At 64.5% G+C, this 13083-nt stretch carries 14 protein-coding genes; 7 read left to right on the forward strand and 7 right to left on the reverse strand.

The genetic code is table 11. From position 1 onward, the window contains the following. Positions 1–228 (forward strand): flavin reductase family protein (locus EN969_RS03480; RefSeq protein WP_206525130.1); only part of this gene is annotated, 228 nt, incomplete at its 5' end. 29 nt (positions 229–257) lie between these two features. Here EN969_RS03480 and hpaR read toward each other — a convergent pair. Further along, positions 258–653: a homoprotocatechuate degradation operon regulator HpaR gene (gene hpaR / locus EN969_RS03485; RefSeq protein ID WP_224620863.1), complete on the reverse strand. Its 396-nt coding sequence runs from the start codon at positions 651–653 to the stop codon at positions 258–260. Between the two features lie 215 nt (positions 654–868). Between hpaR and EN969_RS03490 the strand changes: the two genes are divergently transcribed. From EN969_RS03490 to hpaH, 5 genes are all read left to right on the forward strand, one after another. Beyond that, a complete protein-coding gene (locus EN969_RS03490) occupies positions 869–1255 on the forward strand; it encodes a 5-carboxymethyl-2-hydroxymuconate Delta-isomerase (protein ID WP_013528543.1) in 387 nt (128 codons plus the stop codon). An 11-nt stretch (positions 1256–1266) separates the two neighbouring features. After that, positions 1267–2784 (forward strand): 5-carboxymethyl-2-hydroxymuconate semialdehyde dehydrogenase, encoded by a 1518-nt coding sequence (gene hpaE, locus EN969_RS03495; protein WP_063170418.1) that lies wholly within the window; start codon positions 1267–1269, stop codon positions 2782–2784. Between the two features lie 14 nt (positions 2785–2798). After that, positions 2799–3779 carry a 3,4-dihydroxyphenylacetate 2,3-dioxygenase gene (gene hpaD / locus EN969_RS03500; RefSeq protein ID WP_063169700.1) on the forward strand — a complete coding sequence of 327 codons (981 nt, stop codon included), beginning with the start codon at positions 2799–2801 and terminating at the stop codon, positions 3777–3779. Between the two features lie 235 nt (positions 3780–4014). Beyond that, positions 4015–4887: a fumarylacetoacetate hydrolase family protein gene (locus EN969_RS03510; protein ID WP_063169699.1), complete on the forward strand. Its 873-nt coding sequence runs from the start codon at positions 4015–4017 to the stop codon at positions 4885–4887. After that, a complete protein-coding gene (hpaH, locus tag EN969_RS03515; protein ID WP_063169698.1) occupies positions 4884–5690 on the forward strand; it encodes a 2-oxo-hept-4-ene-1,7-dioate hydratase in 807 nt (268 codons plus the stop codon). Before EN969_RS03510 ends, hpaH begins: the two co-directional genes overlap by 4 nt. Before the next feature lie 28 nt (positions 5691–5718). Here hpaH and EN969_RS03520 read toward each other — a convergent pair whose 3' ends face one another. Genes EN969_RS03520 through EN969_RS03545 form a run of 6 tightly spaced genes read right to left on the reverse strand, consistent with a single transcriptional unit; the run spans position 5719 to position 12148 of the window. Continuing rightward, positions 5719–6741, reverse strand: a complete 1023-nt coding sequence (locus EN969_RS03520; protein ID WP_063169697.1) for a phosphotransferase — start codon at positions 6739–6741, stop codon at positions 5719–5721. Beyond that, entirely contained in the window at positions 6738–8030 is a 1293-nt protein-coding gene (locus EN969_RS03525; protein WP_063169696.1) for an aminotransferase class III-fold pyridoxal phosphate-dependent enzyme, read from the reverse strand. Before EN969_RS03525 ends, EN969_RS03520 begins: the two co-directional genes overlap by 4 nt. Before the next feature lie 33 nt (positions 8031–8063). Beyond that, positions 8064–9413 carry an aminotransferase class III-fold pyridoxal phosphate-dependent enzyme gene (locus EN969_RS03530; protein ID WP_063169695.1) on the reverse strand — a complete coding sequence of 450 codons (1350 nt, stop codon included), beginning with the start codon at positions 9411–9413 and terminating at the stop codon, positions 8064–8066. Between the two features lie 19 nt (positions 9414–9432). Beyond that, positions 9433–10101: an HAD-IA family hydrolase gene (locus tag EN969_RS03535; protein ID WP_063169694.1), complete on the reverse strand. Its 669-nt coding sequence runs from the start codon at positions 10099–10101 to the stop codon at positions 9433–9435. Next, positions 10098–11378 (reverse strand): Tm-1-like ATP-binding domain-containing protein, encoded by a 1281-nt coding sequence (locus tag EN969_RS03540; protein ID WP_063169693.1) that lies wholly within the window; start codon positions 11376–11378, stop codon positions 10098–10100. The genes EN969_RS03535 and EN969_RS03540 overlap by 4 nt, the downstream gene beginning before the upstream one ends. Then, positions 11378–12148: an IclR family transcriptional regulator gene (locus EN969_RS03545; RefSeq protein ID WP_063169692.1), complete on the reverse strand. Its 771-nt coding sequence runs from the start codon at positions 12146–12148 to the stop codon at positions 11378–11380. The genes EN969_RS03540 and EN969_RS03545 overlap by 1 nt, the downstream gene beginning before the upstream one ends. A 173-nt stretch (positions 12149–12321) precedes the next feature. Here EN969_RS03545 and EN969_RS03550 point away from each other — a divergent pair. After that, a partial coding sequence (locus tag EN969_RS03550; RefSeq protein ID WP_164758140.1) for an APC family permease occupies positions 12322–13083 on the forward strand: 762 nt, incomplete at its 3' end.

A 13083-nucleotide genomic window follows, 5' to 3' on the forward strand; every position in this document is an offset into this window, starting at 1 on the left:
GCGCGCTACGCCTCGGCGCGCTGGCAGACGCTGACCTCCGGCACGCCGGCGCTGTCGGATGCGATCGTCAACTTCGATTGCGAGATCGAGACCGTGCATGTCGTCGGCACGCACAATGTCATGATCGGCCGCGTCATCGATGTCCGGCACGGCAGCGGCGGCTCGGCCCTGCTCTATGTCGACCGGAATTATACGCAGCCGACACGGTTGGGCAGCTTTGGCGGGTGAGCCTGGACGAAACGGCCAGGACCGACCGCTCAGCTCTCGCCGTCGATCAAGCTCTCCAAGAGGTCGAGGAGCTGCTCCAGCTTCTCATGCCCAAAACGCTGTTCGATGTCGTCATAGATGACGCGACGCTCGGGCGACAGGGCGTCGATCAGGGCGGAGCCGGCAGGCGCAATGGTCAGCACGACGCGGCGGCCGTCGCCTTCGGCCTTGTTGCGGGTGATGAATTTGCGTCCCTCGAGCGCCTTGATGATGCGCGTCAGGCTGGGCGGCAAAACCGAGGCGCGATCGGCAAGTTCCGTCGCCTCGACCGGGCCGGCTTCGCTGAGCACACGCAGCACGCGCCATTGCTGTTCGGTCACGTCATGCGCCGCAAGCATCGGCCGAAACCGCGCCATCACCGCTTCGCGGGCATGAAGCAGCGCCATCGGCAGGGAACGACGGGTATTTTCAGGCAGCAAAAAAGAGCCTCCCACGCTTGCGATCGAAACAGGCCTTCCCTCGGCCGAATCCGCCAGCCGGGGCCCGTTCCTGCCATCCCGTATCGTTGCGCCAAGGCCGATGCAAGACTTGACTTCGCGGATGCGGCATGTAATTAACGCGTTAACTACAACAAAGCAATAACCCAGGGAAACGAAGCGCCGTGCCTCACTTCTCCATCGAGTATTCGGCCAATCTCGATGCCAAGGTCGATATGGACGAATTGTGCGCGCTGGTGTTGCGCACAGTGCTGGACACCGGGCTGTTCGAGACCGGCGCCGTGCGGGTGCGGGCCTTTCGCGCCGAGGCCTACGCGATGGCCGACAGCCTGCCGGAAAACGCTTTTCTCGACATGTCGTTTCGCATCGGCACCGGCCGCAGCCCGGACGAGAAGAAGCGGACCGGCGAGGCTGTCTTCGCGGCGGTGAGCGAATACCTTGCCACCCTGTTCGAGACCCCGCATTTCGCCCTGTCGCTCGAAATCCGGGAAATCGACCCGGTGCTCAGCTGGAAGAAAAACGCAATCCACCCGCGGCTGCGCGGCAAGTGACGGAACCCGACATGTCCGACCTGCAAGGCAATCTGAAAAAGGCCGAGGCCTATCTGGCCCGCTTCAAGCGCGATGGCGTTTTGAACCAGATCGGCGGCGAGGCGGTGCCGGCCCTCGATGGCGCGACGTTCGAAACGCTGTCGCCGGTCGACCTCAAGCCGCTGGCAAGCGTCGCGCGCGGCGGGGCCGCCGACATCGACCGCGCCGCCAAGGCGGCGAAGGCGGCGTTCCCAGCCTGGGCAGCCATGCCTGGCGAGGCACGCAAGAAGCTGCTGCACAAAATCGCCGACGCAATCGAAGCGCGCGCCGAGGAGATCGCTTTTGTCGAATGCATGGATACCGGCCAGGCGCTGAAGTTCATGGCCAAGGCAGCGCTGCGCGGTGCCGAGAATTTCCGTTTCTTCGCCGACCGCGCGCCCGAAGCGCGCGACGGCGAGACGCTGCGTACGACAGGCCAGGTCAATATGACGACGCGCGTTCCGATCGGCCCGGTCGGCATCATCACGCCGTGGAACACACCGTTCATGCTGTCGACGTGGAAGATTGCGCCAGCGCTGGCGGCCGGCTGCACCGTGGTTCATAAGCCGGCTGAATTCTCGCCGCTGACCGCCCGCCTGCTGGTCGAGATCGCCGAGGAGGCCGGCCTGCCGAAAGGCGTATGGAACCTGGTCAACGGCCTTGGTGAAGACGCCGGCAAGGCGCTGACCGAGCATCCCGACATCAGGGCGATCGGTTTTGTCGGCGAAAGCCGCACCGGTTCGATGATCATGAAGCAAGGCGCCGGCACGCTGAAGCGCGTGCATTTCGAGCTTGGCGGCAAGAACCCTGTGATCGTCTTTGCCGACGCCGATCTCGAGCGCGCCGCCGACGCCGCCGTATTCATGATCTATTCGCTGAATGGCGAGCGCTGCACCTCGTCGTCGCGGCTTCTGGTCGAAGCCTCGATCTATGAAAGCTTCACCGCCAAAGTCGCGGAGAGGGCGAAGCGCATCGTCGTCGGCCACCCGCTCGATCCGAAAACGGTGGCCGGGCCGCTGATCCATCCGGTGCATGAAAAGAAGGTGCTGTCCTATATCGACATCGGCAGGTCGGAGGGGGCGACGCTGGCCGTCGGCGGCGGCAAGGTCGATGGACCGGGAGGCGGCTGTTATGTCGGCCCGACCCTGTTCACCAACGTGACCAACGGCATGCGCATCGCGCAGGAGGAGATTTTCGGGCCGGTGCTGAGCGCCATTGCGTTCAACGACGAGGCGGAAGCGCTGGCGCTGGCCAACGACACGCAATACGGCCTGACCGGCTATCTCTGGACCTCTGACGTCACCCGCGCCTTCCGTTTCACCGATGCGCTGGAGGCCGGCATGATCTGGGTTAACTCCGAGAACGTGCGGCATTTGCCGACCCCCTTCGGCGGCGTCAAGAATTCCGGCATCGGCCGCGACGGCGGCGACCATTCCTTCGACTTCTACATGGAGACGAAGAACGTCGCCTTCGCGACGACGGCGCACGCGATCCAGAAACTCGGCGGCTGACCGGAGGAAATCGGATGCCCTTGCCCAAACCCAATCTCTACCCCGCCTTCAACATCGTGCGCCTCAGCCATGTCGAGTTGGCTGTCACCGACCTCGCCAAATCCCGCGCCTTCTATGTCGACACGCTCGGCCTGCAGGTTACCGACGAGACATCAGGCGCCATCTACCTGCGCGCCATGGAGGAACGTGGCCATCACTGCATCGTGCTGCGCAAGGCGACGACGCCGGAAGCGCGCGACCTCGGCTTCAAGGTCTTTTCGGACGAGGACCTCGATAAGGCCGAGTATTTCTTCAAGGGCAAGGGCCTGCCGGTGGAATGGGTCGAGCGGCCCTACCAGTCGCGCACTTTTCGGACGCGCGACCCGCACGGGATTCCGCTGGAGTTCTATGCCCAGATGGAAAGGCTGCCGCCGATCCATCAGAAATATGCGCTCTACAAGGGCGTCAAGCCGCTACGCATCGACCACTTCAACTGCTTCTCGCCCAATGTCGACGAGTCCGTCGCCTTCTACAACGAGCTCGGTTTTCGCGTCACCGAATACACCGAGGATGCCGCAACCGGGAAGCTTTGGGCAGCTTGGACGCATCGCAAGGGCGGCGTCCACGACATCGCGTTCACCAACGGCATCGGCCCGCGCCTGCATCATGTCGCCTTCTGGGTGCCGACGCCGCTCAACATCATCGACCTGCTCGACCTGATGGCGACCACGGGCTATTTGCCGAACATCGAACGCGGCCCTGGTCGGCACGGCATCTCCAACGCCTTCTTCCTCTATGTCCGCGACCCGGACAACCACCGTATCGAGATCTACTGTTCGGACTACCAGACGGTCGATCCGGACCTGGAGCCGATCAAGTGGGACCTCAAGGACCCGCAGCGCCAGACGCTGTGGGGCGCACCGGCGCCGAAAAGCTGGTTCGAGGAGGGCAGTGCGTTTGCCGGGGCGGAGGCGCGCCAGCCGGATTTGGCGGCTTCGCCGATCATTGCGCCGTGAGTGGGATTTTGGAGATGTCAGCGTTCCGTGGCGCCCCCCTCTGTCCTGCCGGACATCTCCCCCTCAAGGGGGGAGATTGGCTAGGCCCATGGTCAGCGCCTCTGTTGCAGCGTTGGAAATTGGCGAAGGCAGAGATGACATCCGATCTCCCCCCTTGTGGGGGAGATGTCCGGCAGGACAGAGGGGGGCGCCGTAGAGCGCCATCCTCGCCCACCACCATTGCCGGAGCCGCAGCATGAAACACGCACGGCTCGCCACCTTCACCGTCGGCGGCAAGGCGCGCTATGGCGCGGTCACCAGCAAGGGTGTCATCAACCTGTCGGCGCGCCACGGCCAGTGGCCGACGCTGCGGGAAGCGATCGAGGCCGGCGCCTTGCGGCGGCTGGCGGAAGAGGCCGAGGCCTTCCCGATCGATTTCCCGCTCGACGCCATTGCCTACGAAATTCCGATCCCTTCGCCGGAAAAGATCATCTGCGTCGGCGTCAACTATCCGGACCGCAACGAGGAGTACAAGGACGGCCAGGCAGCACCCTCGAATCCGTCGCTGTTCGTCCGTTTTCCCCGCTCCTTCGTCGGCCATGGCGCGCCGCTGGTGCGGCCGCCGGAATCCCCGCAGCTCGATTATGAGGGCGAAATCGTCATCGTCATCGGCAAGGCGGGACGGCGCATTGCCGAGGCCAACGCGCTCAGCCATATTGCGGCATTGTCGCTGTGCAATGAAGGCACCATCCGCGACTGGGTGCGGCATGCCAAGTTCAACGTCACGCAAGGCAAGAATTTCGACCGCAGCGGCTCGATCGGCCCTTGGCTGGTGCCGTTCACCGACGCGGAGCAGATCGCCGACATCGCGCTGACCGCCCGCGTCAATGGCGAAATCCGCCAGCAGGACCGCACCAGCCGGATGATCTTCTCGTTTCGCAAGATTATCGCCTATGTCTCGACCTTCACCACGCTGGTGCCGGGCGACATCATCGTCACCGGCACGCCGACGGGCGCCGGCGCCCGCTTCGAGCCGCCGATCTGGCTGAAGCCGGGCGACGTCATCGAGGTCGAGGCAGACGGCATCGGCGTGCTGCGCAACAGCGTCGTCGACGAGGAAGCAGCATGACCCCGGAGCAAGTGGAAGACGCCGCGGCACGGCTGTTCGAGGCCGAGCGTTCACGCCGCCAGATCCGGCTGCTCAGCCTCGATTTTCCCGAGGCGACGATGGAGGATGCCTATCGCGTGCAGGCAGCGCTGGTGACGCGCAAGATCGATGCCGGGCTGAAGCCGAAGGGCTGGAAGATCGGCCTCACCTCCAAGGCGATGCAATATGCGCTCGCCATCGACACGCCGGATTCGGGCGTGCTGTTCGACGACATGTTCTTCAATGACGGCGCGTCGGTTCCGGCCGGCCGCTTTATCCAGCCGCGCGTCGAGGCCGAGATCGCCTTCGTCATGAAGGCGCCGCTGAAAGGCCCCGGCGTGACGATCTTCGACGTGTTCAACGCCACCGACTACATCACGCCGGCGCTCGAAATCCTCGATACGCGCATCGAGCGCGTCAATGCGGAGACGAAGAAGGCGCGTACCTTCTTCGACACCATTTCAGACAATGCCGCCAATGCCGGCATCGTCATCGGCGGCCGGCCGCAGCGGCCTGATGAGACCGACATGCGCTGGATCGGCGCCATCGTTTCGCGCAATGCCGAGGTCGAGGAGACCGGGCTTGGCGCCGGCGTGCTCAACCATCCGGCGATGGGCATTGCCTGGCTGGCCGACAGGCTCGCCCGCTACGGCATGTCGATCGCTGCCGGCGAGGTCGTTCTCTCCGGGTCGTTCGTGCGTCCGGTCGAGGCGCGACCCGGCGACACGATCGTCGCCGATTTCGGCAGTTCGGGCACGGTCAGCATCCATTTCGCGAAGGGCTGACGGTTCCGCCAGTTCTTATCAATCGGCCTTATTCGCCATGCAGATAGGCAATCACCACATCGGCTGCGATGGCCGACATGCGCAAGCCGACCTCCCTGGTGATGTCGCCTTCGACGCGGCTCTGCACCCAGCCGAGGAAGGCGAAGGCCCGCAAGGCAGAAAACAGCGGCAGCGCGGCGATGTCGCGCGCCGTCAGTTCGCGCTCCTGCCGATAGCCCTTGAGCAAAGCGTCCTCGATCAGCGGATAGATCGCCTCATCGCGGTTCTGGTAAAGCGCGACGGCAAGGTCGTACATGTGCCAGCCATGGCCGCAATCGTCGAAGTCGATGATGCGGATCGCACCATCATGGACGAGCACATTCTCGCGCACCAGGTCGGCGTGGATGATGCCGAAATTGCGGGCACTGCGTTCATACGTCAATAGCGCGCGCACGGCCTTTTCGCGCGCCCGCAAAACCAGCTCCCGGCGAGGACCGTCGAGGAAGGGCGAGGTCTCGAAACGCCCCCAATTCGGGTTCGCGCCGAAGAAGCCGTCGAAATCCCAGGCATGGCGGGCAAAGCCGGACGGAGGCGTCCAGGCTGCTGTGACATTGTGCATGTGGGCGATGGTTCGCCCGATCTCGGTAAAGATCTGTCTTGCCTGCTCGGGCGTAAAATCCAGCGGCACGCCTCGCGCGCCGACGGCGCGGCCTTCCAGCCAGCTCAGGCAATCGACTTGCCGGGGTTGCATTGAGGCGTTCGCGCTGACAAGCACGAACAGATCGCCAGCCGGCGTGGCGACCGCAGATGGCGTGGCGATGCCGGCCGATTGCAGAAAACCCATCCATTGCAGTTCCGAGCGCAGGGCGGCGTCCGTGTGATAGCCAAACCGGTGAATGCGCATGGCGGCCGGCTGGCCATCGGGCAGACGGATCCGGAAGACCGCGTTCTCGCGGAATTTCAGCAGCTCCGGCTCACCCTCATCAATGCCCCAATGGGCGAGCGCGCGCCTGGCCAGCGCCGTGACGTCGGCTGCCGTCTCGGGTTCGGATTGCGCGGAGACTGCGCTCACGCCTTCACTCCGCCGACTTCGCCAAGCACTTCTTCGAGGACGCCGATCAGGAAGTCGGCATTGTCGCGGGAGAACGGCATTGGCGGGCGGATCTTCAACACATTGCCGTGGATGCCGGTCTTGCCCATCAGCACGCCGCGCTGGCGCATCCGGTTGGCGACCTGCTCGGCAATGTCGGGCGCCGGTTCGCGCGTCTTGCGGTCGTGAACCAGTTCGGCGCCGAAGAACAGGCCAGCGCCCCTGACCTCGCCGATACATTCATGGCGATCGGCGAGCGGGCGCAGCAGGTTGAGTGCATAGGCGCCGACGTCACGCGCGTTGGCAACGAGATCTTCCTGCTCGATGACGTCGAGAACGGCATTGGCCACCGCGCAGGAAACCGGATTGCCGCCGAAGGTGTTGAAATAACGGAAGGCGTTGCGGAAGGTCGCCAATATCTCCCTTGATGTGACCACGGCGGCGATTGGATGGCCGTTGCCCATCGGCTTGCCCATGGTGACGATGTCGGGAACGAAGCCTGCGCGCTGGTGGCCCCAGAAATGACTGCCGGTGCGGCCGAAACCAGGCTGCACCTCGTCGGCGATGACCAGTCCGCCGGCGTCACGCACCGCGCGCATCGCGTCGTCGAAAAAGCCGGATGGGAGCGTCGGAAAGCCTTCATTGGCGAGCAGCGGACAAAGGATGATGCCGGACAGGCCGATACCGTCCTTTGCCAGCGCGGCGATGGCTTCGCGCACTGCGTCGCCAAAGGCTTTGCCGTTGGCCATCGCAGCCGGATGGCGATAGCTGTCAGGCGCCGGCACCAGCCTGACATTGCGGGCGCGGCCGCCGACCGGCGGCATGCGGGTGCTGAGCTGCGAAACCGCCGCGGTGTTGCCATGATAGGTGGCGTCGGTGGCGATGATACCCATGCGGCCGGTGGCGGCCTGCGCCATGCGCAGCGCGATGTCGTTGGCCTCGCTGCCGGTGCAGGTCAGGATGGCGGTCGACAGGCTGGCATCGAAGGTCGCGGTCAGCCGCTCGACATAGTCGAGGATGGCGGTGTGAAGATAGCGCGTGTGGGTGTTGAGCAGGCTTGCCTGCCGGCACAGGGCCTCGACCACATAGGGGTGGCAGTGGCCGACATGGGCGACGTTGTTGTATGCGTCGAGATATTTGCGGCCGTCGGCATCGTAGAGCCAGACACCTTCGCCGCGCACCAGGTGCACGGGCTCGTCATAGAACAATTGCGATTTCGCACCGAGCAGGCGCGAGCGCCGGCTAACCAACGCTTCTTGCGGTTGAGTCATTGCGTCTCGAAACTCCGTTCTCTCCAATAACCGTCAGACCTTCGACAGGCCTGCATCCAATGCTTCGCCGATCCTCGCGACATCCGCGGCGCTGACGATAAGCGGCGGCGACAGGATGATGGCGTTACCGGAGACGCGCAGCATGACGCCGGCCTCGTAGGCCGCCTCCGAAACCAATGCCATGGTCTTCTTGTCGGCGGGCTTTTTCGTCGCGCGGTCCGAGACCAGCTCCAGCGCCGCCATCAGGCCCTTGTACCGGACATCGCCGACGATCGCATGCTTCGCCTTCAGCCCCTCCAGCACGGCTGCGAGTTCGACACCACGCGCGGCCGCGTTCTCGTTCAGGCGCAGCCGTTTGGTCTCGGCAAGCGCCGCCAGACCCGCGGCGCAGCCGACAGGATGGCCGGAATAGGTATAGCCATGGCCGATGGCGCCGAAGCTGGTCTTGTCGGCCTCGAAGACATCGGCGACCTTGGCGCCGATCAAAGTGGCGCCGAGCGGGAAATAACCCGAAGTGATCGCCTTGGCGATGGTCATGAAATCCGGCTTCACACCGGACAGACGCGAACCCGACCATGCGCCGGTGCGGCCGAAGCCCGTCACCACTTCGTCGGCGATCAGCAGGATCTCGTGGCGGTCGCAGATTTCGCGCACCAGCGGCATGAAGCTCTCATGCGGAACGATGACGCCGCCGGCGCCGAGAACCGGCTCCATGATGAAAGCGGCGATGGTGTCGCCACCCTGGAAGGCGATTTCGTCCTCCAGCGCCCTGGCGCAGAGTTTTGCCAGCCGCACTGGGTCGGTCTCGTCGAACGGATTGCGGAAGGTCCAGGGCGCAGGAATGTGGAAGACGCCCGGCAGCAGCGGCTCGTAGTTGCGGCGGAAATTGGCGTTGCCGTTGACCGACGCGCCACCGAAATGCGTGCCGTGGTAGCCTTTCTTCAGCGCCAGGAACTTGGTCCGGTCGGCCTGGCCGCGGATCTTCCAGTACTGCCGCGCCAGCCGAAGTGCCGTTTCGACCGAATCCGAGCCGCCCGAAGTGAAAAACGTCCGCACCATGCCTTCTGGCTCGAACCATTCGCAGAGTTCGTAGGCGAGCTCGATCGACGGGCCGGTCGAGGTGCCGCGAAAGCCGGAATAATAGGGCAGCGCGCCAAGCTGGTCGGCGATCGCTTTCTTGATCGGTTCGCAGCTGTAGCCGAGATTGACGTTCCACAGGCCGCCGACGGCGTCGAGCACGGTGTTGCCGGCGATGTCGGTGACCATCACACCCTCGCCTTTCATGATCACCTTTGGCGGGTTGGCCCGCATCTCGGCCGGATGCGCCATCGGATGCCAGATCGGCTTGGCGTTGGTTTCGGTGAGAAAATTGATGTCGCGCATAATGGACTCCGCAAAAATCTCAGGCAACTGGGACGAGGTCGAAATGGCCGAGCGCCTCGGCATAGGAATGAGCCGGGCGAGCGACGTCGAAATGCACCGTGCGCATGCCGGCAGCACAGCCGCCATCGACATTGCGCCGCTGGTCGTCGACGAAGACGCAAGCGCCGGCAGGCAGGCCAAGCGCCTCGGTGACGAAGGCATAGGCACGCGGGTCGGGCTTGAGGATGCCGGTGTAAGTGGCGTCGATGATAACATCGAACAGGCCGAGCAACGGCAGCCGCTGGCGGAAGTCGGCGCCGTAGAACAGGTCGAGTTCATTGGACAGGATGGCCAGTCGAAAACCGGCGGCATGCACCGTGCGAATGGTGCTGTCAGCCTCCGGCCGCACCACCTTTTCCGGCTCGGCCCCTCGCGCGCGCCGGACGAAGGTCTCCATCGCCTGCCAGTCCTCCCCCACCAGACGGCCGACCTCGCTTGTGCGTGTGCGCCAATAGTCACGCTCGCTGATCTCGTCGGCCTGCATGGCGCGCCACAGCGGATCGCTGCCCGGATCGAACGGCCCGCGCCATTGCAGCGTCCCCGGCGCGAGGCCGAGCGCCTGTTCGGTCAAGGCGTGGGTCTCGAACAGCGTGCGGGTGACGACGCCGCCGAAATCGAGGACAAGCGCCTGGACGGGAACAGCACTCACGCCGCCACTCCCTCGGCCGGCTTGCCGCGCGGAACGATGCCTTCCTCGACCCAGCGGTCGAAGATCTCGAGCGCCTTGCCGACGAAGTCGTCGCTGTTGATGTGAGCGTCGATCTCGTGGAACTCGACGCCGGCGGGAATGACCTTGCGCATTTCGTCAGTGAAGGCGGCCAGGGCTTCCGGCTCATAGAGCGGCTCGCCCTCCACGTCCCATTCCTGGATGCCCTGGGACGGCAGGATGAAGGCGGAGCGGCCTCTGGCGGCACCGAGCTTGGCGGCGATGGTCCTGGCGACCTGGCGGCGATCGTCGGCATCGACGGTGATCGAAGCGATCAGCCTGTTGTGGGCATGAAACGGTCGCGTCGAGAATTTAGCCGGCAAATCCTGCCAGGTCGGCAGGTCGACCATGTCGACCGCGCCGGGTGCTGCGATCTGCGGAACGCCGCGGGCACCGGCATTCTCCAGCCGGTCGGTGCCGGAACTGACGACGGAGCCCGCGAGATGGTTGGTGATCTCCTGCAGGCTGAAGTCGAACACCGCGCAGAAATGGTCTTGGCCGGCAATCGATTCGAAGGCGCGGCCGCCCATTCCGGTGGTGTGGAAGACGGCAACGTCATAGCCGCGCTGTTCCAGCGCCGGCTTCAGCGTCTTCATGTAGCGCAGGCAGCTGCTGCCGAGCGAGGTCATGCCGATGGTCGGGCCTGTTGCCCGCGCCGACACGCGCGACGCCAGCACGATTTTCGCCGCGCCGACGACCGCACCACAGGCCTGTGACAGGACCAGCCTGCAGATCGAGTTGAGGCCGTACAGCCCGCCCGCCCAGAGGATCATCATCAGGTCGGGCGCGACGCGCTCGGGTGGGATGAGGTGCGAATAGGCGATGGTCGAGACGACGAATTTCGGCACGCCGAGCGGCAGGCAAAGCGCCACGTCGAGCGCCAGATCGGTTCCCATCGAACCGCCGATGGCGATGAAGGCGTCAATCTCGCCGTTTTGATGGAGCTTGCGCACCAGTTGCACGGCGCCGCCGGCCATCAGCGTCATGGCGGTGTTCTCGTCACCACTCGAAACGATCTCGGCGATCGTCACATCCACCGCCCGCGCCACGGCGTGCTTATCGTGGTCCGGACTGTAGGGCGGGTCGCCCAGCACGCTGACATCCATCATCACGGCGCTGCCGCCCGACTGCTCGATGCACTGTTTCATGAACAACAGCTCTTCGGCCTTTGTGTCGCCCGTGCCGATGACCAGGATGCGGGGTGCTGTCTCCGAGGGCATCAGGCCTGCCTCCTCAGGGTTTGCAGGTTTTCACCGTTGAGGCGCATGGAAATCTCCCGTGCCGCCGCCCTCACGGCAAGTCCCCGCTCCGTGATCGCGGCCGCCGTCGTTCTGGCCTTTGGCGCCGCCACCGCGATGGTGCCGAGCGCAAAGCCATCCGCCCCGCGGATTGCCGCCGCGACGCTGATCACACCTTCCTCATAGCCCTGGTCGCAGATCGAATAGCCGCGCTCGCGCGCCTCGCCCATGGATCTTGAGATGGCGGCCGGCTCGATCAGCGTATGGGCCGTGAAGGCATCGAGCGAACCCGTCAGGCACGCCTTGACGGTCTCGTCGCGGGCGAAGGCCAGATAGGCGATGCCCGACGCGGTCGAATGCAAAGGCAGCAACTGACCGATGTCGATGTTGACCCGGTTTGCCCATGCTGGATGCTCGACGTTGACGGTGACCAGCCTGTCGACGCCGAATTCCGACAAATGCACGGTCTCGGCCGTCGATGCGGCCAGGTCCCGCACCAGCGGAACGGCCGTCTGCAGGAAGGGAAAGCGCGCCTCGCGGATGCGCGCCAGCCGCGACAGCCCGGCGCCGAGGCGATAGTGCCGCGTACCCGCATCCTGCTCGACGAAACCACGGCCGGCCAGCGCTACCAGCAGCCGCCTTGTCGTCGCCTTGTCGAAGCCCGAGCGGCGCGCCAGATCGGACAGGCCGAGCTCGGGCTCGTCGACGTTGAACAGCTCCAGAAGCGAGATCGCTTTTCCGACCGTACTCAAATTTGCCTCCCCGTTCGGGACAATCATTTAACGTGTGAATTAACTTGACAGGCATCAGCATTGTTTGCAAGTCTATATTCAAAATAACGGTTCAAATAATGAACCAACCGCCAGAGTGCATGGGACAGGCCATTCGGCCGGCGAACTCAAGGGTTTGCAAACAGGAGGGATCAATGACAGCAGTCTCGGAACAGGCGCCGGCCAACAGGCTGCGCAAGAACAGTCTTGGCGTCGGCGCCATCACCTTCATGGTGATTTCTGCGGCCGCCCCACTCACGGCAGTCGCCGGCGGCACGCCGCTTGGCATGCTGATGGGCAATGGCGCCGGCTTTGCCGGCACCTATCTCATCGTGACCGTGCTGCTGCTTTTGTTCGCGGTCGGCTATGTCGCCATGTCACGCCATGTCGGCAATGCCGGCGCCTTCTATGCCTATGCCGCACGCGGCCTCGGCAGCATGGCCGGCGGCGCCACGGCGCTGATCGCCATCCTGTCCTACAACGCCATGCAGATCGGCGTCATGGGCCTGCTGGGCGCCGCAACCGCCGGCCTGTTCGCCGGCTGGGGCATCAACCTGCCCTGGTGGGTGTGGAGCTTCATCGCCATCGCGCTGGTCGCCGTGCTCGGCTATCGGCAGGTCGACCTCTCCGCCAAGATCCTGACGGTGCTGGTGCTGTGCGAATATCTTGTGGTGCTGATCCTCGATATCGCCATCCTCAAGACCGGCGGCGATAGCGGCCTGTCGGCGGCGCCATTCAGCTGGAGCCAGATCGTCAGCGGCTCGCCGGCCATCGCCATCCTGTTCTGCTTCGCCGCCTTCATCGGTTTCGAGGCGACGACGATCTATGCCGAGGAAGCCCGCGACCCAAAGGTCACCATTCCGCGCGCCACCTATTTCTCGGTCGTGCTGATCGGCGTCTTCTACATGCTCACGGCA

Origin of the sequence: Mesorhizobium sp. M7A.F.Ca.CA.003.01.2.1 (genome assembly GCF_003998945.1) — a bacterium.
Classification (GTDB): Bacteria; Pseudomonadota; Alphaproteobacteria; order Rhizobiales; family Rhizobiaceae; genus Mesorhizobium; species Mesorhizobium ciceri.

Excerpts from the sequence above, each read along its gene's own strand:
- EN969_RS03525 (WP_063169696.1), bottom strand. The coding sequence starts at position 8,030 with ATGACTCAACCGCAAGAAGCGTTGGTTAGCCGGCGCTCGCGCCTGCTC.
- hpaR (WP_224620863.1), bottom strand. The coding sequence starts at position 653 with ATGGCGCTGCTTCATGCCCGCGAAGCGGTGATGGCGCGGTTTCGGCCG.
- EN969_RS03540 (WP_063169693.1), bottom strand. The coding sequence starts at position 11,378 with ATGCCCTCGGAGACAGCACCCCGCATCCTGGTCATCGGCACGGGCGAC.
- hpaD (WP_063169700.1), top strand. The coding sequence starts at position 2,799 with ATGCCCTTGCCCAAACCCAATCTCTACCCCGCCTTCAACATCGTGCGC.
- hpaE (WP_063170418.1), top strand. The coding sequence starts at position 1,267 with ATGTCCGACCTGCAAGGCAATCTGAAAAAGGCCGAGGCCTATCTGGCC.
- EN969_RS03530 (WP_063169695.1), bottom strand. The coding sequence starts at position 9,413 with ATGCGCGACATCAATTTTCTCACCGAAACCAACGCCAAGCCGATCTGG.
- hpaH (WP_063169698.1), top strand. The coding sequence starts at position 4,884 with ATGACCCCGGAGCAAGTGGAAGACGCCGCGGCACGGCTGTTCGAGGCC.
- EN969_RS03510 (WP_063169699.1), top strand. The coding sequence starts at position 4,015 with ATGAAACACGCACGGCTCGCCACCTTCACCGTCGGCGGCAAGGCGCGC.